General features: G+C 70.7%; 13 protein-coding genes and 1 riboswitch. Of the genes, 10 read left to right on the plus strand and 3 right to left on the minus strand.

All coding sequences use genetic code 11. From position 1 onward, the window contains the following. Window positions 1-484: 484 nt before the first annotated feature. The 3 genes from ACGFWI_RS16430 (at window position 485) to ACGFWI_RS16440 (ending at window position 9173) form a co-directional block, all read left to right on the plus strand. On the plus strand, window positions 485-7366 hold the full coding sequence (locus ACGFWI_RS16430) for an Ig-like domain repeat protein (protein ID WP_393906628.1): 6882 nt from the start codon (window positions 485-487) through the stop codon (window positions 7364-7366). A 191-nt stretch (window positions 7367-7557) separates the two neighbouring features. Further along, a complete protein-coding gene (locus ACGFWI_RS16435; RefSeq protein ID WP_393906629.1) occupies window positions 7558-7965 on the plus strand; it encodes a hypothetical protein in 408 nt (135 codons plus the stop codon). Between the two features lie 17 nt (window positions 7966-7982). Beyond that, window positions 7983-9173, plus strand: a complete 1191-nt coding sequence (locus ACGFWI_RS16440; RefSeq protein WP_393906630.1) for a glutathionylspermidine synthase family protein — start codon at window positions 7983-7985, stop codon at window positions 9171-9173. Window positions 9174-9282: 109 nt separating this feature from the next. On the opposite strand, the gene rocD is transcribed toward ACGFWI_RS16440, so the two are convergent. Next, window positions 9283-10518 (minus strand): ornithine--oxo-acid transaminase, encoded by a 1236-nt coding sequence (gene rocD / locus ACGFWI_RS16445; RefSeq protein WP_393906631.1) that lies wholly within the window; start codon window positions 10516-10518, stop codon window positions 9283-9285. 103 nt (window positions 10519-10621) lie between these two features. Beyond that, window positions 10622-10713: riboswitch (ZMP/ZTP riboswitch) on the plus strand. Window positions 10714-10755: 42 nt separating this feature from the next. Between rocD and glyA the strand changes: the two genes are divergently transcribed. Beyond that, window positions 10756-12027 carry a serine hydroxymethyltransferase gene (gene glyA, locus ACGFWI_RS16450; RefSeq protein ID WP_393906632.1) on the plus strand — a complete coding sequence of 424 codons (1272 nt, stop codon included), beginning with the start codon at window positions 10756-10758 and terminating at the stop codon, window positions 12025-12027. Between the two features lie 242 nt (window positions 12028-12269). Here the strand turns inward: glyA and ACGFWI_RS16455 are convergent, their stop codons facing one another. After that, window positions 12270-13547 (minus strand): cytochrome P450, encoded by a 1278-nt coding sequence (locus ACGFWI_RS16455; RefSeq protein WP_393906633.1) that lies wholly within the window; start codon window positions 13545-13547, stop codon window positions 12270-12272. 349 nt (window positions 13548-13896) lie between these two features. Between ACGFWI_RS16455 and trpS the strand changes: the two genes are divergently transcribed. The 3 genes from trpS to ACGFWI_RS16470 all read left to right on the plus strand — a co-directional run bounded on the left by trpS (window position 13897) and on the right by ACGFWI_RS16470 (window position 16958). After that, the gene (trpS, locus tag ACGFWI_RS16460; RefSeq protein WP_393906718.1) at window positions 13897-14907 is read left to right on the plus strand and encodes a tryptophan--tRNA ligase; all 1011 of its coding nucleotides are present in this window, start codon (window positions 13897-13899) and stop codon (window positions 14905-14907) included. 204 nt (window positions 14908-15111) lie between these two features. Continuing rightward, complete coding sequence (locus tag ACGFWI_RS16465; protein ID WP_393906634.1) at window positions 15112-15696, plus strand: 2'-5' RNA ligase family protein; 585 nt, start codon at window positions 15112-15114, stop codon at window positions 15694-15696. A gap of 290 nt (window positions 15697-15986) precedes the next feature. Further along, on the plus strand, window positions 15987-16958 hold the full coding sequence (locus tag ACGFWI_RS16470) for a YihY/virulence factor BrkB family protein (RefSeq protein ID WP_393906635.1): 972 nt from the start codon (window positions 15987-15989) through the stop codon (window positions 16956-16958). Between the two features lie 245 nt (window positions 16959-17203). Here ACGFWI_RS16470 and ACGFWI_RS16475 read toward each other — a convergent pair whose 3' ends face one another. Further along, complete coding sequence (locus ACGFWI_RS16475; protein WP_393906719.1) at window positions 17204-18628, minus strand: D-alanyl-D-alanine carboxypeptidase family protein; 1425 nt, start codon at window positions 18626-18628, stop codon at window positions 17204-17206. 10 nt (window positions 18629-18638) lie between these two features. Between ACGFWI_RS16475 and ACGFWI_RS16480 the strand changes: the two genes are divergently transcribed. From ACGFWI_RS16480 to ACGFWI_RS16490, 3 genes are all read left to right on the plus strand, one after another. Continuing rightward, window positions 18639-18929, plus strand: coding sequence for an SCO4848 family membrane protein (locus ACGFWI_RS16480; protein ID WP_393906636.1), 291 nt, complete (start codon window positions 18639-18641; stop codon window positions 18927-18929). Between the two features lie 22 nt (window positions 18930-18951). Next, entirely contained in the window at window positions 18952-20229 is a 1278-nt protein-coding gene (locus ACGFWI_RS16485; RefSeq protein WP_393906637.1) for a metallophosphoesterase, read from the plus strand. A gap of 212 nt (window positions 20230-20441) precedes the next feature. Then, on the plus strand, window positions 20442-20753 hold the full coding sequence (locus tag ACGFWI_RS16490) for a hypothetical protein (protein ID WP_393906638.1): 312 nt from the start codon (window positions 20442-20444) through the stop codon (window positions 20751-20753). Window positions 20754-20786 lie beyond the last annotated feature (33 nt).

Raw genomic sequence — 20786 nt, forward strand, 5'->3', positions numbered from 1 at the left:
CCTTGCGATCCGCTCGGTATAAGTCCTCATCATTCCACTCTCGTCATCACTCTCCCTCGCACCCCCAACTCCCTTGAGAGGAAGGGCAATTGCGGGAAGTTGAGTTACCCGCCGCCGGCCCTCGGGCGCTCGAAGTGGATTGCAGTAGCAAACGAAGTCTCATGCCGTGGATTCTGCCACCGGAGCGCGCCTCGTCGTCAACTGCGCTGTTATGCAACGGCGTTGAGGGTGGTGCGAAGGAAGCTCACGGTGATGTCCCGTACTGACCGCACGTCACCAGTGCCGACGCTCGTCACGTCTGCGCCCCGCGGCGCGCGCCGCGAGGCGCCGTGCAAGCCGCTGCGCGCTGCGCCATTCAGGGTAAATGCGGGGAGCGACTATGGCGTGGCGGCCTGATCGGCGCGCCTACTGATGCTATCGACCGGCGGGTTGCCTACCTGGCGGGAGGACATCGGTATGCAGATGCGAATCTCCGTCGGCTTTCATGACCGATTTCCTTCCCCAGGTTGATGCCCACTTCCCGCAGAAGCTCAAGGTCCACGGGGAGCTGAACGGCCCGCCACCATCACCGCATCCGGAGGGCCATCACATGGCACCCACCTTTACTTTGGCGTCCGCGACGCCAAATCCGGCAGTCTTCGGACAGACGGTCACCTTGACCGCCACTGTCATCCCACTCGGGCTGGGAACACCCACCGGCACCGTCACCTTCGTCATCGCCGGCGGGCCCACCGTGACGGGCATCCTCGTAGGCGGCACCGCGACCGCCACCGTCAGCAATATCAACGTGGGCTTTCACACCATCACCGCGACCTACAACGGCAGCCCCCAGTTCTCGTCGTCCTCCGGCCTGGCCTCCGTGACGGTGAACAAGGCATCGACGACCACGGCGGTCACGTCATCGCCGGACCCGTCGACCTTCGGGCAGCTGGTCTCCATCACCGCCACCGTCGCGCCGGTCGCGCCGGGTGCGGGTACCCCGACCGGCACGGTCACCTTCGTCATCGCCGGCGGGCCCACCCTGACGGGCACGCTCTCGGGCGGTACGGCGACCGTCACCACGAGCACCCTCAGCGTCGGTACACATGCCATCACCGCGACCTACAACGGCAATACCAACTTCAATGCGTCCGTCGGCACCGACACCCAGACCGTGCAGCCGAGTCTGCTGCCGACGACCACCACGGTGACCTCGTCGCCCGACCCGTCGGTGTTCGGGCAGTCCGTCACCTTCACGGCCACCGTCGCCCCCGTCCCACCCGGCATGGGTACGCCGACCGGCACGGTGACCTTCGTCATCTCCGGCGGCCCCACGCTGACGGCGACGCTCTCGGGCGGAACGGCGAGCGTCAGCACCAGCGGCCTGAGCGTGGGCCCCCACACCGTCACGGCGACCTACAGCGGCAGTGGCAGCTTCGCGGCGTCGAGCGGCACGGACACCCAGACCGTCAACAAGGCGTCCACGACGACCACGGTGACCTCGTCTCCCGACCCGTCGGTGTTCGGGCAGTCGGTGACGTTCACGGCGACGGTGGCTCCGGTGTCGCCGGGTGCGGGTACGCCGACGGGCACGGTCACTTTCGTGATCAGTGGTGGTCCGACGCTGACCGGCACCCTTTCCGGGGGCACGGTGAGCGTGAGCACGAGCTCTCTTTCTCCCGGTTCGCACACGGTCACCGCGACCTACGGCGGTGACGGCAACTTCAACACCTCCAGCGGCACGGACACCCAGACCGTCAACAAGGCGTCCACGACGACCACGGTGACGTCGTCTCCCGACCCGTCGGTGTTCGGGCAGTCGGTGACGTTCACGGCGACGGTGGCTCCGGTGTCGCCGGGTGCGGGTACGCCGACGGGCACGGTCACTTTCGTGATCAGTGGTGGTCCGACGCTGACCGGCACCCTTTCCGGGGGCACGGTGAGCGTGAGCACGAGCTCTCTTTCTCCCGGTTCGCACACGGTCACCGCGACCTACAGCGGCGACGGCAACTTCAACACCTCCAGCGGCACGGACACCCAGACGGTGAACCAGGCGTCGACGACCACGGTGGTCAGTTCGTCGCCGGACCCGTCGGTCTTCGGGCAGTCGGTGACCTTTACGGCGACGGTGGCTCCCGTTTCGCCGGGTGCGGGTACGCCGACGGGCACGGTCACCTTCGTGATCAGCGGTGGTCCCACACTGACCGGCACCCTTTCCGGAGGTACGGCGAGCGTCAGCACCAGTGCGCTTTCCGCCGGTTCGCACACGGTCACGGCAACGTACGGCGGTGACGCGAACTTCACCGGCTCCAGCGGCACGGACACCCAGACCGTCAACCAGGCCTCCACGACCACCACGGTCACGTCCTTCCCCGACCCTTCCGTGACGGGGCAAACGGTCAACTTCACTGCCTTTGTGGGCCCGGTGTTCCCCGGCGGCGGCGTGCCGACCGGAACCGTCACCTTCGTCATCACCAACGGGGTCACGACCGTGACCCTCAGCGACACCCTCGACGGCGCCGGCGTCGCCACCGTCAGCACCAACGGGCTGGTCACGGCGGGCGTTTACACCGTCACCGCGACCTACGGCGGCGACGCGAACTTCACCGGCTCCAGTGACACCGACACCCAGACCGTGGGCCTGGCGGCGACCACCACCACGGTCACCTCGTCTCCTGACCCGTCCGTGACGGGGCAGCCCGTGACCTTCACCGCCACGGTGGCTGCGGTCCCACCGGGCGTGGGTACGCCGACCGGGACGGTCACCTTCGTGATCACCGGTGGCCCGACGCTGACCGGCACCCTCTCCGGAGGCACCGTAAGCGTGACCACCAGCGCACTGGGCGCCGGTACGCACGCGGTCACGGCGACCTACAGCGGTGACGGCAACTTCACCGGCTCGGTCGGTACGGACACCCAGACGGTGAATCAGGCGTCGACGACCACCGTGGTCTCGTCGTCGCCCGACCCGTCGGTCTTCGGTCAGCCGGTGACGTTCACGGCCACGGTGGCTCCGGTGCCGCCGGGTGCGGGGACGCCGACGGGCACGGTCACCTTTGTCATCACGGGCGGCCCCACGTTGACCGGCACCCTTTCCGGGGGTACGGCGAGTGTCACGACGAGCGTCTTGAGCGTCGGCACTCACCCGGTCACGGCGACGTACAGCGGTGACGCCAACTTCACCACCTCCAGCGGTACGGACACACAAACGGTGGCCCAGGCCGCGACGACCACCACGGTCTCCTCGTCTCCTGACCCGTCGGTGGTGGGGCAGCCGGTGACCTTCAGTGCGACGGTCGCACCGGTCTCACCGGGTGCGGGTACGCCGACCGGCACGGTCACGTTCTTGGTCACGAACGGGGTCACCACCGTGACTCTCACCGGCACGCTCAGTGGCGGCACGACCAGCGTGACCACGAGCGGGCTGGTGACCGCGGGCGCGTACACCGTCACGGCGACCTACAGCGGTGACGGCAGCTTCACCGGCTCGGTCGGTACGGACACCCAGACGGTGAATCCGGCGTCGACGACCACCACTGTCTCGTCGTCGCCCGACCCGTCGGTCTTCGGCCAGCCGGTGACGTTCACCGCCACGGTGGCTCCGGTGCCGCCGGGTGCGGGGACGCCGACGGGGTCGGTCACGTTCGTGATCACCGGTGGCCCCACGCTGACCGCGCCACTCTCGGGCGGTACGGCGAGCGTCACCACCAGCACATTGAGCGTCGGCAGCCACACGGTCACGGCGACCTACAGCGGTGACGCCAACTTCACCACCTCCAGCGGTACGGACACCCAGACGGTCAACCTGGCGTCGACGACCACGACGGTCTCCTCGTCGCCGGATCCGTCAGTGGTGGGGCAGCCGGTGACGTTCACGGCGACGGTCGCACCGGTTTCGCCGGGTGCGGGTACGCCGACCGGGACGGTCACGTTCGTGGCGACCAACGGGGTCACCACGGTGACGCTGACCGGCACGCTCGGCGGTGGCACGACCAGCGTGACCACCAGCGGGTTGGTGACCGCGGGCTCCTACACCGTCACGGCGACCTACAGCGGCGACGGCAGCTTCACGGGTTCCGTCGGTACGGACACGCAGACGGTGGCGCAGGCGTCGACGACCACTACGGTCTCGTCGTCTCCTGACCCGTCTGTGGTGGGGCAGCCGGTGACCTTCACGGCGACGGTGGCTCCGGTTTCGCCGGGTGCGGGTACGCCGACGGGCACGGTCGCGTTCCTGGCGACCGACGGCGTTACGACGGTGACTCTCATCGGGACGCTCAGCGGTGGCACCACGAGCGTGACCACGAGTGGGCTGGTGACCGCCGGCTCCTACACCGTCACGGCGACCTACAGCGGTGACGCCAACTTCACCACCTCCATCGGTACGGACACGCAGACGGTGGCTCAGGCCGCGACGACCACTACGGTCTCGTCGTCTCCCGACCCGTCGGTGGTCGGGCAGCCGGTGACCTTCACAGCCACCGTGGCTCCGGTTTCGCCGGGTGCGGGTACGCCGACCGGGACGGTCACGTTCCTGGCGACCGACGGCGTGACGACGGTGACTCTCACCGGGACGCTCAGCGGTGGCACCACCAGCGTGACCACGAGCGGGCTGGTGACCGCCGGCTCCTACACCGTCACCGCCACCTACAGCGGTGACGCCAACTTCACCAGTTCCACTGGGAATGACACCCAGACGGTGAATCAGGCGTCGACGACCACTACGGTCTCGTCGTCTCCCGACCCGTCCGTGGTGGGGCAGCCGGTGACCTTCACTGCGACGGTCGCGCCGGTCTCGCCAGGGGCAGGTACTCCCACGGGCACGGTCACCTTCCTGGCCACCAACGGCGTTACCACGGTGACTCTCACCGGGACGCTCAGCGGTGGCACCACCAGCGTGACCACCGGCGGGCTGGTCACCCCCGGGTCGTACACCGTTACCGCGACCTACAGCGGTGACCTCAACTTCATCACCTCCAGCGGTACGGACACCCAGACGGTGGCCCAGGCGGCAACGACCACTACGGTCTCCTCGTCGCCTGACCCGTCGGTGGTGGGGCAGCCGGTGACCTTCAGTGCGACGGTCGCACCGGTCTCACCGGGTGCGGGGACGCCGACCGGCACGGTCACGTTCTTGGTCACGAACGGGGTCACCACCGTGACTCTCACCGGCACGCTCAGTGGCGGCACGACCAGCGTGACCACGAGCGGGTTGGTGACCGCGGGCGTGTACACCGTCACGGCGACCTACAGCGGCGACGGCAGCTTCACCACCTCCATCGGTACGGACACGCAGACGGTGGCTCAGGCGTCGACGACCACTACGGTCTCCTCGTCTCCCGACCCGTCTGTGGTGGGGCAGCCGGTGACGTTCACGGCCACCGTGGCTCCGGTTTCGCCGGGTGCGGGTACGCCGACGGGTACGGTCGCGTTCTTGGCGACCGATGGGGTCACCACGGTGACGCTGACCGGCACGCTCAGCGGCGGCACCACCAGTGTGAGCACCAGTGGGCTGGCGACCGCCGGCCTCTACACCGTCACGGCGACCTACAGCGGTGACGCCAACTTCACCACCTCCAGCGGTACGGACACCCAGACGGTGGCCCAGGCCGCGACGACCACTACGGTCTCCTCGTCCCCCGACCCCTCGGTGGTCGGGCAGTCGGTGACCTTCACGGCCACGGTCGCTCCGGTTTCCCCGGGTGCGGGCACACCGACGGGCACGGTCGCGTTCCTGGCGACCGACGGCGTGACGACGGTGACGCTGACCGGCACGCTCAGCGGTGGCACTACCAGCGTGAGCACCAGTGGGCTGGCGACCGCGGGCCTCTACACCGTCACCGCGACCTACAGCGGTGACGCCAACTTCACCACCTCCAACGGGACCGACACTCAGACCGTCAACCAAGCGTCGACGACCACCGCGGTCTCGACATCTCCCGACCCGTCGGTGGTCGGGCAGCCGGTGTCCTTCACCGCCACCGTGGCTCCGGTTTCGCCGGGTGCGGGCACGCCGACGGGCACGGTCGCGTTCGTGGCCACCGATGGCGTCACCACGGTGACTCTCAGCGGGACGCTCAGCGGTGGTACGACCAGCGTGAGCACCAGTGGGTTGGTGACCGCCGGCCTTTACACCGTCACGGCGACGTACAGCGGTGACGCCAACTTCACCACCTCCAACGGGACCGACACTCAGACCGTCAACCAAGCGTCGACGACCACCGCGGTCTCGACAACTCCCGACCCGTCTGTGGTGGGGCAGTCGGTGACCTTCAGTGCGACGGTCGCGCCGGTCTCGCCAGGGGCAGGTACGCCGACGGGCACGGTCGCGTTCGTGGCCACCGATGGCGTCACCACGGTGACTCTCAGCGGGACGCTCAGCGGTGGTACGACCAGTGTGAGCACCAGTGGGCTGGCGACCGCCGGCCTCTACACCGTCACCGCGACCTACAGCGGTGACGCCAACTTCACCACCTCCAGCGGCTCCGACACCCAGACGGTGAATCCGGCGTCGACCACCACCACGGTCTCCTCGTCCCCCGACCCGTCCGTGGCAGGGCAGTTGGTGACCTTCACCGCCGTCGTCGCGCCGGTCTCGCCGGGGGCAGGTACCCCGACCGGAACGGTCACGTTCGTGATCACCGGTGGCCCAACGCTGACCGGCACCCTTTCCGGGGGGACGGCCACCGCGTCGACCACCGCGCTGGGCGCCGGAAGCTTCCCTGTCACGGCGACCTACAGCGGTGACGGGAACTTCGCCGCCTCCAGTGGAAGCGACACCCAGACTGTGGCCCAGGCGGCGACGACCACCACGGTCTCCTCGTCTCCCGACCCGACGGTGTTCGGGCAGACGGTGACTCTCACCGCCACGGTGACACCGGTCTCACCCGGCGCCGGCACGGTGACCGGCACGGTCGTCTTCGTCATCGACGGCGGTGGGGGCGGCACGCTGACCGGCACCGTCTCCGGGGGCGTCGCCACCGTCACCACCAGCACACTCGACGCAGGGACCCACAACATCACCGCGACCTACGGCGGTGACGCCAACTTCACCACCTCCAGCGGCACCGACACCCAGACCGTCAACCTGGCATCCACGACCACCACGGCCACCTCGTTCCCCGACCCGTCCGTCTCCGGCAACACCGTCGCGATCCTCGCGTTCGTGTCGGCCGTGGCTCCGGGCAGCGGCGTCCCGACCGGGACGGTCAACTTCACCATCACCGACGGGGTCACCACCATCAACCTCACCGGGACGCTCGACGGTTCCGGTGTCGCCGCGGTCAGCACGCCGCTGACCACCGGCAACTACCTCATCACGGCGATCTACGCCGGTGACACCAACTTCACCGGCTCCAGCGACACCGACACCCAGACCGTCGTGTAACCCGACGTCCCTTCTCCCGTACAGCGCAACGGCGTCGGGTCGCCCCCGTGAGGGCGGCCCGGCGTCGCGCTGTGTCCCGGTGCCCGTGCGGAGCGCGGCACGGGAAGCGGACGCCACCTCATTGCGCCGGGCCGGCGGGTGCCGTTTACGCTGGCTCCGCTCCAACAAATGTTCACGGGGGAAGGCAAGGCATGGCAGAGAAAGCACGCCGGCGGCTGCGGTCGAGCACGGTGATCCTGGGCGGTATGGGGGCGCTGGCCGCCGCGTTGACGTCCTGCGGCTCCGAGCCCGACAAGCGCTGTGTGGACCGCAACAGCTACGACACCCTCCAGGGCTACCGCATCGTCGACTCCAAGAACTGCTCCACAGGCGGCAGTTCGTCCTCCGGAAGCAGCAGCTCCGACTCCGGCGGATACGGCAAGACCGGCCGTGGTGGCGGGCTCGGCAAGAAGCCCGTCGACGGCCAGTGGTACTACGACCCGGACAACGCCGGCGGCAAGTACGCCGACGAGGGCACCTTCAGCAAGACCACGGCCGTCAACCGCGGTGGCTTCGGCTGCTCCGGATCGGGCGGCCGGCACGGCTCCTACGGCGGCTGAGCGGACCCGGAATCGGTATGGAACGCCACACCATCGAGCCCCGCCCCGGCTGGCAGCAGACCGTCGAGGCGCAGGGCCTGATCTATCCGCTGACCCGCTACCCGGACGATTCGCTGCGCCCGTACTGGGACGAGAGCGCGTACTACGCGTTCTCCCTCCCCGAGGTCGAGGCCCTGGAGGAGGTCGTCGAGGAGCTGCACGGCATGTGTCTGGCCGCGGCCGCGCACATCGTCGAGCACGGCCGCTTCGCCGACCTCGGCATCGAGGACCCGCGGCTGGCTCGCCTGGTCGCCGAGTCCTGGCGCCGGCGCGAGGAACTTCCCTCCCTCTACGGGCGGTTCGATCTGCACTACGACGGCAGCGGACCGGCCAAGATGCTGGAGTACAACGCCGATACGCCGACCTCGCTGGTCGAGGCGGCCAGTCCGCAGTGGTTCTGGATGGAGGAGCGCTTCCCCGGTGCCGACCAGTGGAACTCGCTGCACGAGCGGCTGGTGGCGGCCTGGAAGCGGCAGGCGCCGCTGCTGCCGCCGGGCGCGGCGGTGCACTTCGCGCACTCGGCGGGCGATGAGCTCGGCGAGGATCTGATGACCGTCGCCTACCTGGAGGAGACGGCGCAGCAGGCGGGCCTGGAGACGGTCGCCGTCTCGATGGAGGACATCGGCTGGGACCGGCTGTCGGGCCGCTTCGTCGACCAGCGGCTGCGCTTCCTGCGGGCCTGCTTCAAGCTCTACCCGTGGGAGTGGCTGGCCACCGACGACTTCGGCCCGTTCGTCCTGGACACCCTCGACAACGGCGGCGGTACGGGCTCGACCCTCTGGATCGAGCCCGCCTGGAAGATGCTGCTCTCCAACAAGGCGCTGCTGGCGGTCCTTTGGGAGCTGTATCCGGGGCATCCGAATCTGCTGCCCGCCTACCTCGACGGGCCGCGCGAGCTGGCGCACACCCGTGGCTATGTCGCCAAGCCGCTGCTCGGCCGGGAGGGGGCCGGTGTCACGCTGCACGAGCCGGGCGCCGAACCGGTGCTGCGAGGGCCCGAAGACCCGTGCTGCTACCAGGAGTTGGCCCCACTGCCGGACTTCGACGGCAATCGGGTCGTGCTCGGTGCCTGGGTCGTCGAGGACGAGTCGGCGGGGCTCGGCATCCGGGAGTCGGCGGGGCCGGTCACCGATGAGTACGCCCGCTTTCTGCCGCATGTGATCCGCTGAGCGGCGGGCGCCGCGTCCGCCGGGGCGGGGGCGCGGCGGGCGGCCGTCGGGGCTGCTCGCCCACCGGCCGCCCGCTGCCCGCCCGAGACCCCCGCGTCCCGCGCCCTTCCTATCCGCCCGCTCCCAGCACGCCCCGCAGCCGGCCGAGCCCCCAGTCCAGGTCCTCCTTGCTGATCACCAGCGGCGGCGCGAGCCGGATGGTGGCGCCGTGGGTGTCCTTGACCAGCACCCCGCGCGTCATCAGCCGCTCGGAGATCTCCCGGCCGGTGCCGCGTGACGGGTTGATGTCCACACCGGCCCACAGTCCACGGCCGCGCACCGCGTCCACCGCGCCGCTGGCCGCCAGCTGCGCCAGCTCGCTGTGCAGATGCTCACCGAGCTCCGTGGCCCGCTGCTGGAACTCACCGGTCCGCAGCATCGCCAGCACCTCCAGCGCCACCGCGCAGGCGAGCGGGTTCCCGCCGAAGGTCGAGCCGTGCTCGCCCGGCGCGTACACGCCGAGCACCTCACGGGAGGACACCACCGCCGACACCGGCACCACACCCCCGCCCAGCGCCTTGCCCAGCACATACATGTCGGGGACCACGTCCTCGTGCTCACAGGCGAAGGTCCGGCCGGTGCGGCCCAGCCCCGACTGGATCTCATCGGCGATGAACAGCACGTTCCGGCTGCGGGTCAGCTCCCGTACGCCTGCCAGATAGCCCGGCGGCGGTACCAGCACGCCCGCCTCGCCCTGGATCGGCTCCAGCAGCACCGCGACCGTGTGGTCGTCGACGGCCGCCGTCAGCGCGGCCAGATCGCCGTAGGGGACGATCTCGAAGCCGGGGGTGTACGGGCCGAAGTCTGCGCGTGCCTCGGGGTCGGTGGAGAAGGAGACGATGGTGGTCGTCCGGCCGTGGAAGTTGTGGTCCGCGACGATGATCTTCGCCTTGCCGTCCGGGACGCCCTTGACCCGGTAACCCCACTTGCGGGCCGTCTTCACCGCCGTCTCGACCGCCTCCGCGCCGGTGTTCATCGGCAGCACCAGCTCCATCCCGCACAGCTCGGCCAGCTGCGTACAGAAGTCGGCGAACCGGTCGTGGTGGAAGGCGCGCGAGGTGAGGGTGACCCGCTCCAGCTGGGCCTTGGCCGCGTCGAGCAGCCGGCGGTTGCCGTGCCCGAAGTTCAGCGCGGAGTACCCGGCGAGCATGTCCAGGTAGCGCCGGCCCTCCACATCCGTCACCCAGGCACCCTCGGCGGTGGCCACGACGACGGGCAGCGGGTGGTAGTTGTGCGCGCTGTGGGCTTCGGCGGCGGCGATGCTGCGTTCCGTGGACGTCACCGGTGACTCCGTTCGGTAGACCATTGGGGCGCGGGCGCTGCCGCGTCCCCCTCCATTGTTGCGCTCGCCCAGTGCCGTGGGCCTGCGAAGATCCGCCGCACAGGGAGCGGGTTGTCCTAGACTCTGCGGTGCGCACCGCGACTGGCGTACGGGGAAGCAACCTCGAGGAAGCGGTGTGCGGCAACCATCACGAGGTGCCGCCCCGCCTGGGCACCCCGGGACCACGACCGGCAACACCGATCGACCGCCCCGGAGGACGCCATGACACTTCCCCTTTCGCATCCCGCGCTGAGCGCCGCCGACCCCGAACTGGCCGCGATGGTCGGCGCCGAGGAGCAGCTCCAGGCCGACACGCTGCGACTGATCCCCAGCGAGAACTACGTCTCCGCCGCCGTCCTGGAAGCCACCGGCACCGTCCTGCAGAACAAGTACAGCGAGGGGTACGCGGGCCGTCGCTACTACGAAGGCCAGCAGAACATCGACCGTGTCGAGACGCTGGCCGTCGAGCGGGCCAAGGCCGTCTTCGGCGTGGAACACGCCAACGTCCAGCCGTACTCCGGCTCGCCGGCCAACCTCGCCGCCTACCTCGCCTTCGCCGAGCCCGGTGACACCGTGCTGGGCATGGCGCTGCCGATGGGCGGCCACCTCACGCACGGCTGGGGTGTCTCGGCGACCGGTACGTGGTTCCGCGGGGTGCAGTACGGCGTCCGTGCGGACAGCGCGCTGATCGACTTCGACGAGGTGCGCGACCTCGCCCGCAAGGAACGCCCGAAGATCATCTTCTGTGGTGGTACCGCCGTCCCGCGCACCATCGACTTCGCCGCGTTCGGTGAGATCGCCCGTGAGGTGGACGCCGTACTCGTCGCCGATATCGCCCATATCGCGGGCCTGATCGCGGGCGGCGCCCACCCGTCGCCGGTGCCGCATGCCGACGTCATCTCCACCACCACCCACAAGACCCTGCGCGGCCCGCGCGGCGCCATGCTGATGTCCCGGGCGAGCCACGCCAAGGCCGTCGACAAGGCAGTCTTCCCCGGTCTGCAGGGCGGTCCGCACAACCACACCACCGCCGCCATCGCGGTCGCCCTGCACGAGGCGGCCGCCCCGTCCTTCCGTGACTACGCGCACGCGGTCGTCGCCAACGCCAGGGCGCTCGCCGAGGCGCTGCTGGCCCGCGGCTACGACCTGGTCTCCGGCGGCACCGACAACCACCTGGTGCTGATCGACCTCACCTCGAAGGGCGTGCCGGGCAAGATCGCCGCGAAGGCGCTGGACCGGGCCGGCATCGTCGTCAACTACAACACCGTCCCCTTCGACCCGCGGAAGCCCTTCGACCCCTCCGGCATCCGCATCGGCACCCCGTCCCTCACCTCCCGCGGGCTGGGTACGGACCGGATGCCGCTGGTCGCCGAGTGGATCGACCGCAGCGTCCAGGCCGCGGCCAAGGGCGACGAGGAGGCGCTGGCGGTGATCCGCGGCGAGGTCGCGGAGCTGATGGCCGGCTACCCGGCGCCGGGGCTGCCGACGGACTGACGTCCGCGGCACCTCGGCTCCCGCTTTCCCGGGGGCCTGGCTCACCGTGTGGCGGGGACCTGTCCGACGGGACCGTGGCGGGCTCGCACCGTCGGACAGGCCTCGGCCCGTGGGGCAGGAACCGGCCCATGCGGCAGGTCCGGCCCGTGCGGCAGGCCCCGGCCAATGCGGCAGGCCCGGCCCGTGCGGCAGGCCCGGCCCGTGCGGCAGGCCCGGCCCATGGGGCAGGCCCCGGCCCATGATCAGCCGGTGAGCCGGACCGGCAGGACGTGGGTGCTGTTGCCGATGAAGCTCGGGTGCGGCGGCAGCTCCGCGTCCGGGACGGCGAGGTCCAGCGCCGGATAGCGGGTGAACAGTGCCTCCAGGGCGACGGTCGCCTCCAGCCGGGCCAGCGGCGCCCCCAGGCAGTAGTGCGGCCCGTGGCCGAAGGAGAGGTGCCGGGCGGCGGGCCGCCGGGTGACCTCGAACCGGTCCGCGTCGGGGCCGTAGGCGTCCGGGTCCTGGCCGGCCGCGGAGTAGGAGGCCAGCATCGGTGTGCCGCGGGGGACGACCGTGCCGCCGATCTCCAGGTCCCGCACCGGATAGCGGAACGGGAAGTGGGCGACCGGGCTGTCGTAGCGCAGCGTCTCCTCGACCACGTCGTCCCAGGTGGCCCGCCCGGTCAGCACCAGCTCCAGCTGCCCGCGGTCGGTGCACAGGGCCCGGACCGCGTTGGTGATCAGATTGAGCGTGGTCTCGTGCCCGGCGATGATCATCAGCAGCAGGGTGCCGACCAGCTCCCGGGCGCTGAGCCGGTCGCCGTCCTCCTCCTGGGCGGCGAGCAGCGCACTGGTCAGATCGTCGCCCGGGTCCGCCCGCCGGGCCTCGGCGACCTGGGTGAGGACGGCGATGATCTCGCGGTTGGCGGCCTGCGCCTCGTCCGCGGTGCCGGTCGTGCTCACGATCAGGTTCGACAGCTCGTGCAGCCGGTCGCGCAACGCGGCGTCCACACCCAGCAGTTCACAGATCACACTCATCGGCAGGGGATAGGCGAAGTGCCGGCGCAGATCCACCGTGCCATCGGCCGCGGCGGCCCGGGGCAGCCCGTCCAGCAGCCCGGCCGTCAGCTCCGCCACCCGGGGCCGCAGCTCCGCCACCCGCCGCGCGGTGAACGCCTTGGTCACCAGGCCGCGCAGCCGCCGGTGATCGGCCCCGTCCGCCGTGGTCATACCGTCGACGGTGGCGAACGTGGTCAGCGGCCAGCCAGGCGGCACGGTGCCGTCGCGCAGGGCGGCGAAGTGGCAGGCGTTCTTGGCGACTTCGGGGTGTGCGAGGACCTCGCGCAGCACCTCGTGCCGGGTGACGGCGACCGCGGGCACCTCCCCGGGCAGCAGGACGGGGACCACCGCCCCGGCCTCCCGCAGCAGCGCATCGGCCGCGGCCCGGCCGGCGCCGCCGGGGGCGAGCGGGTGCGGCGGCCCATCGGAGCGTGCGGGGCAGGCGGCGCCGGTCGGGGGCGCGGGACGGCGGGCGTCGGTCATCGGCGGTCCTCACAGATCGGGGGCGGAGATCCGGGGCGGTGCACGGGCCCATCAGCGCGGCCCACGGCTTCGGCCGCCCGCACGGTCGGGCCGCGGCCGGCACCCGACCACTGCCTGGTCATCACGGAGCCACTGGGGGCCACGATTCCAGCTCCCGGCCGCCCCGAACAGGCCGCCGTCCGGCCCCGCGGCGGCCGTTGGCGCGACCCGCCCGCGGGCGGAACGCCGCTGTCTCCACCGTCTGCTGCCACCATGCGCCGGGGGCGCTTGCGGACCTGAGACAATCGATGGCATGGCTCTCGATCGCCCGCCCGTCGCCCACCACCACCCTCAGGGGAATGGCTCCGCCATGCAGCGTCCTCCGCGTGTGCTCTCCGGCATTCAGCCCACCGCCGGCTCCTTCCACCTCGGCAATTACCTTGGTGCGGTGCGCCAGTGGGTGGCGCTCCAGGAGTCCCACGACGCCTTCTACATGGTGGTCGACCTGCATGCGATCACCGTCCCGCAGGACCCGGCGGAGCTGCGCCGCAACACCCGGATCGCGGCCGCCCAGCTGCTGGCCGCCGGCCTCGACCCGGAGCGCTGCACACTCTTCGTCCAGAGCCATGTGCCCGAGCACGCCCAGCTCGGCTGGGTGATGAACTGCCTCACCGGCTTCGGCGAGGCGTCGCGGATGACGCAGTTCAAGGACAAGGCCGCCAAGCAGGGCGCCGACCGCACCTCCGTCGGCCTGTTCACGTACCCGATCCTGCAGATCGCCGACATCCTGCTCTACCAGGCCCACCAGGTCCCGGTCGGCGAGGACCAGCGCCAGCACATCGAGCTGACCCGCGACCTCGCCGAGCGCTTCAACGGCCGCTACGGCGAGACGTTCACGATCCCGGCGCCGTACATCCTCAAGGAGACGGCCAAGATCTACGACCTCCAGGACCCGTCGGCCAAGATGAGCAAGTCGGCCGCCAGCGCCAAGGGCCTGATCAACCTCCTCGACGAGCCGAAGGTCTCCGCGAAGAAGGTCAAGAGCGCGGTCACGGACACCGACACCGTGATCCGCTACGACGCCGAGAACAAGCCCGGTGTCTCCAACCTCCTCACCATCTACTCCACCCTCACCGGCACCACGATCCCGGAGCTGGAGCAGAAGTACGAGGGCAAGATGTACGGCGCTCTCAAGACGGATCTCGCCGACGTGATGGTCGAATTCGTCACACCGTTCCGGGACCGTACACAGGAATATCTGGACGACCCCGAGACGCTGGACTCGATCCTGGCCAAGGGTGCGGAGAAGGCTCGTGCGGTGGCCGCCGAGACCCTCGCCACCACCTATGACCGGCTCGGATTGCTGCCGGCCAAGCACTGACGGGACCGTCGGCGCACGGCCGGGAGCGTCCGTACGGCGGGCCGCGCCCGGCCGCGCGGGCCGCACAGAGCCCGGGGCCCTCACCCGTGAGGGTTCATCTGCCCGCTCACAAGTCGACCGAGGACGCTCCCCGCGAAGGGCGCGCACCCGGCACACTAAGAGGGTGCGCGAGCGCGCCGCACACACATCAGGAGGGAGAACGCAGTGGGGACCGTAACGCTGGGCGTTTCGATCGCGGTCCCGGAGCCATACGGCAGCTTCCTCCAGAGGACGCGCGAGGGCTTCGGGGATCCCGCTGCATTCGGCATCCCCACGCACATCACCCTCCTCCCGCCGACGGAGGTCCACGCCGACGCGCTGCCCGGCATCGAACGCCACCTCGCCGAGGTCGCGGCCGGCTGCCGCCCCTTCCCGCTGCGCCTGGAAGGCACCGGGACCTTCCGGCCGCTCTCCCCGGTCGTCTACGTCAAGGTCACCGAGGGCGTGACGGGCTGCACCGCCCTCCAGGCCCGGATCCGCGCCGCCTCCGGCCCCTGCGCCCGCGAGCTGCAGTTCCCGTACCACCCGCATGTGACCGTCGCCCACGGCATCGACGAAGAGGCCATGGACCGCGCCCAGACCGGGCTCAGGGACTTCTGCGCGACCTGGACGATCGGCGGCTTCGCGCTCTACGAGCAGGGCCCGGACGCGGTGTGGCGGCTGGAGCGGGAGTACCCCTTCGGGCCGCAGACGGCCGGCGTTCCGCGCCAGGCCGCCGATCTCTCCAGGCCGCCGGCGCCGTCCTGCTGACCGCCGCGGCCCGCCCGCGGAGCGGCAGCCAGGGGCGCACCGCCCGTGGCACCCGCCGCGGCGCCGCCCCCCTCCGGCGCGGGGCGTCCCGGTACCCGGGCCGCCGGTAGCCCCACCGCGAGCGAGGCGTGTCCTTCGAGCGCCCGGGGGCCACGGCGCGATCCGGGCTGATCCGAAAGACACACCCCGGCGTTCCGGATCTTCCCGGACAGCGGCCTGACATCCTGCACGGACCGGCGGGCAAAAGGGCACGAGGGCAACGAACGCCTTCGACCGTACGAGGGGACGCCATGGACTGGTTGAGCAAACTGCCGGTGATCGGCCCGGCCGCCGGCCGGCTGATGACCACGCACCTCTGGCGTGCCTACGAGCGGATGCTCCGGGTGCACTGGACCAGGCTCGCCGCCGCGATCACCTTCACCAGCTTCGTCGCGCTCTTCCCGCTGCTCACCGTCGCCGCCGCGATCGGTGCCGCGCTGCTGAGCGACAGCCGGCTGCACACGCTGGAGGGCAAGATCGCCGAGCAGCTCCCCGGCCTCTCGGGACAGCTCGACATCGCCGCACTCGTCGACCACGCCGGCACCATCGGCCTGGTCGCCGGTGCCGCGCTGCTGCTCACCGGCATCGGCTGGGTCGAGTCGCTGCGCGACTGTCTGCGCGCCGTATGGGAGAAGGACAACGAGAAGACCAACTTCTTCCTCGGCAAGCTCCGGGACGGCGTCCTGCTGCTCGGGGTCGGCGGCGTCGCCGTGCTCTCCCTCGCCTGCTCGACCTTCGCGTCCGCCGCGGTCGGCAAGGTGGCCGATGCGATCGGCCTTCCGGAGGGCGGCATCGGCAGCATCCTGCTCTCGGCCGCCGGTTTCGTCATCGCCGTTCTGGCGGACTTCCTGCTGCTCGCCTACATACTGACCAGGCTCCCCGGCGTCCATCCGCCGCGCCGCGCCGTCGTGATCGCCGGCCTCCTCGGCGCGATCGGCTTCGAACTGCTGAAGCTGCTGCTCAGCGGCTATCTCCAGGGCGTCGCCTCGCGCAGCATGTACGGCGCCTTCGGCACCCCGGTCGCGCTGCTGCTGTGGATCAACTTCACCGCGAAGCTGCTGGTGTACTGCGCTTCCTGGACGGCCACGGAGGGGGAGGAGCGCGCGGAGGACGAGGAGCGCAAGGTGCCGGGCGGACCGGAGCGGCCGGAGGGGCGGGAGGCACCGGCCGGGCCGGAGGCACCGGGCGGGCCGGAGGAGCGGGAGCGGCCCCGGGCGGCCTGACGCCATCCGCCCTCGCGCCGCCCGCGGTCACCCGTCCTCTGCCCTCTGCCCTTCGCCCTCTGCCTGCCGCTCGCCGCTCACTGCACCCGCACCTGCGGCCCCGGCCCGGCGTCCGGCTCGGCACCGGCTCGGCACCGGCTCGGCACCGTCTCAGACGTGTGCCTCAACTCCGGCTCGGCCGGGCGCACTTCCGGGCCGGCTCCGGCTGCTTCGGGGCTGCCCTGCGGTCACTTCCGGCCCTGCAGTCACTTACGGGACTGACGGCCCCGCAGCAGCTCCGGCAGCGGCCGCCGCCGGTGCACGGCGAACGCCACGACGCCCAGCAGCGCCAGCACGCCGCCGCCGATGCCCACCGCGGTCCAGGCGCCGCCCGCGCCGCTGGAGCTGTTCAGCGCGGCCTGGGTGCTCTCGTGCGCGCCCTTGCCCTTGCCCTTGGCGCTCACGGCGCCGGTGCCGTCGTCCTCGCTCTTGGGGCCGACGAGCCGGCCGACCGGTTCCGCCTTGTCGGCCGCCGCGAAGCCCCAGTCGAGCAGCTTGGCGGCCTCCCGGTAGGCCTCGTTGTGCTCCTTTTTCTGCGGGTTCATGACCGTGACGAGGAGCTTGCGGTCGCCGCGCTGGGCGACGCCGGTGAAGGTCGACCCCGCGTTCGTGGTGGAGCCGTTCTTCACTCCCGCGATACCCGGGTACGGCTTCATGTCGTAATCGCCGCTGAGCAGCCGGTTGGTGTTCTGGATGCCGAACGTCGCCCGCTTGCCCCCCTTGCCCTTGTCGCCGGGGAACTGCGCACTGGCCGTCGAGCAGTACTCGCGGAAGTCGGCGTTCTGCAGTCCCGACCGGGCGAACAGGCTCAGGTCGTACGCGCTGGAGACCTGGCCCGGCGCGTCATAGCCGTCCGGGGTCACCACATGGGTGTCGTTGGCGTTCAGTTCCTTCGCATGCCGCTGCATCTGCGTGACGGTGGCCGCCGTCCCGCCGTTCATCGCCGAGAGGGTGTGCACCGCGTCGTTGCCGGACCGCAGGAAGACACCCAGCCACAGGTCATGGACCGTATAGCTCAGGTTCTCCTTTATCCCGACGAGGCTGCTGCCCGCGCCCATGCCCGCCAGGTCGGCGGGCTTGACCGTGTGCTTCTGGTCCTTGGGGAACTTCGGCAGCACGGTGTCGGCGAACAGCATCTTCAGGGTGCTGGCGGGCGCGAGCCGCCAGTGCGGGTTCTTGGCGGCCAGCACCTTGCCGGACCGGGCGTCGGACACGATCCACGAGCGGGCCGTCAGCGCGTCCGGGCCCGGCAGCTTCGGGGCCCCGGGCGTCTGGGCCACCTGGACGCCGGGCGTGCCCAGCCGGTCCCCGCCGATCTGCGACATCTTCGTCGGCGGCGCGGGAGCCTTGGGATCGGCGTGTGCGGTGCCGGCCAGCAGCGGGGCGGCCAGCAGTCCGGAGGCGGCCAGTGCGGCGACGGTGCGCAGGGGAAAGCCGTTGCGCGCCGCGCGGCCGGCGCTGCCGGTCGCGGCCGAGGCAGCCGATGCGGTCGAGGAGGTCGGATCGGTGGAAGCCGTGGAAGCACAGAAGGTCGTCGGCACGTCGGTGAACGTACCCGTCTTTGCCCCGGACGCCGACAGCACCCCACGGAAGAGTGCCCCTGCCGACCGCCGGATGGAGCCGCTGCCCATACTGGGACACATGAAGCTCTCTCGCCCCGTGTCCTGGTTCCTGCTCGCCTTCGGGGTGTGGAGCTGGTTCATCTGGATCACTTTCGTCAAAAACCTCTGCAAGGACGGGAGCGGTCTCGCCTTCGACGCTGCGGGTGACCCGACTGCCTACTTCTGGGTCCATCTGCTGCTCGCGGTGGCTTCCTTTCTCTTGGGGACGGCGATTGGCGTGATCGGGTTCCGCGGCGTGCGGGCCCTGCGCCGCGAGGCCCCTCAGGGCACGTCCGACCAGCCCACCGCCCCCTCCTCGTCCGCCTCCTGACCCACGGCCACGGGGACACGCCGTGATCTTCGCCCTGATCGTGGTCCCGGTCCTCGGACTGTTCTTCGGCGTGCACCGCTACCTGTGGTGCCGGCTCGTCCGCGACACCACGACACCGGGCAGCCGGCCGCGCCGTGCGGGCACCGCCGCCGCCTTCGTCCTCCCCCTGACGGCCCTCGCCGCCCCGCTGGCCGGCCGCGCCGGCGCCCCCTTCCCCCTCCAGCAGGCACTGGCCTGGCCCGGCTATCTCTGGCTGGCATTGGTGCTCTATCTCACACTGGCGCTGCTGGTGGGGGAGGTGGTCCGGGCGGTGGGGCTATGGGCACTCCGCGGCCGCGAGCCGGACGGAGCGACGCCGCCGGCCGCCGCCGTCCCGGCTCCCGCCCCGTCCCCCGACCCGCCCCGCGCCCCGTCCCCCTCCGCGGCGCCCACGCTCCTCCCGCCCCGCACCCCCGCCCTGCCGCCGCTCGCCGTTCCGCCCCGCCGCCTCTTCCTCGCCCGTGCGGTCGCCGCCGGTGCCTCCCTCGCCGCCACCGCCGCCGTCGGCTACGGCACCGCGACCACCCTCCGCGGACCGGTCGTGAAGCGCGTCACCATCCCCCTGGCCAAACTGCCGCGCGCCGCCCACGGCTTCCGGATCGCCGTCGTCAGCGATATCCACCTGGGCCCGATCCTGGGCCGCGCCCACACCAGGCGGATCGTCGAGACCATCAACCGCACCCAGCCCGACCTGGTGGCCATCGTCGGCGACCTGGTCGACGGCAGCGTCGCCGACCTGGCCCCGGCCACCGAACCGCTGCGCGGCCTGCGCTCCCGGCACGGCGCCTTCTTCGTCACCGGCAACCACGAGTACTACTCGGGCGCGGCCCCCTGGGTCGACCACGTACGGGAGTTGGGTATCCACCCGCTGGAGAACGCCCGCACCGAACTCCCCGGCTTCGACCTCGCCGGCGTCAACGACGTCACGGGCCAGACCGAACACGCGGGCCCGGACTACGACCTGGCCCTGGGCGGCCGGGACCCGTCCCGCGCCGTCGTCCTGATGGCCCACCAGCCGGTCACCATCCACGACACCGTGCGGTTCGGCGTGGACCTCCAGCTCTCCGGCCACACCCACGGCGGCCAGATGTGGCCCTTCACCTACGTCGTCGCCGCCACCAACCCCACCGTCGCCGGCCTGAAGCGCTACGGCGACACCCAGCTCTATGTCACCCGCGGCGCGGGCACCTGGGGACCGCCGGTACGGCTGGGGGCACCGCCGGACATCACGGTGGTCGAACTCGCTGCACTGCGTGCGTGATCGATATCCGGCGAGCCTGCGCCGCGAAGATAACAACCCCCCTACAAAGTGCGGAGCCATCCTGCGTTAAATCGGACAGATCATGACTTTCGATCTTGCAACAACAGGGCTCAACTCCCTAGTATTTATTGACTTTACGTTGCCCTTACCGTTCCGGCTTCACGGCGCGGCGCGAGGGCGAGCGGGGTGTACGGAAACGGGGAGAGCGGGACATGAGCGAGCGGTTCAAGGTCGATCTCGACGAACTGGACAGCGTCGTGCGTCAGCTCAGGCATCTTCGGGCCGATATGGATGAACCCAGCCAGAAGGTGAAATACAGCACGACGATTCCGAAATCGGCATTCGGGCAAAATTTTCTTGAGGCGACCGATCTGGCCGGAGCTCATGACGACATGCAGACGTACATGTCGGACGTCATCAACGCGCTCCAGGGCCTCATCCACAAGTTCGGTGAGAAGACGGAAGCCAGCCGGGGCGCGTACGAGGACCAGGAGCACCACACCAAGAACTCGATGAATGGCTGAGCAAGCCGCGGTGGTGTACATGCGAGTGAGGGC

The sequence above is a fragment of the Streptomyces sp. NPDC048434 genome, from assembly GCF_043200375.1.
Classification (GTDB): domain Bacteria; phylum Actinomycetota; class Actinomycetes; order Streptomycetales; family Streptomycetaceae; genus Streptomyces.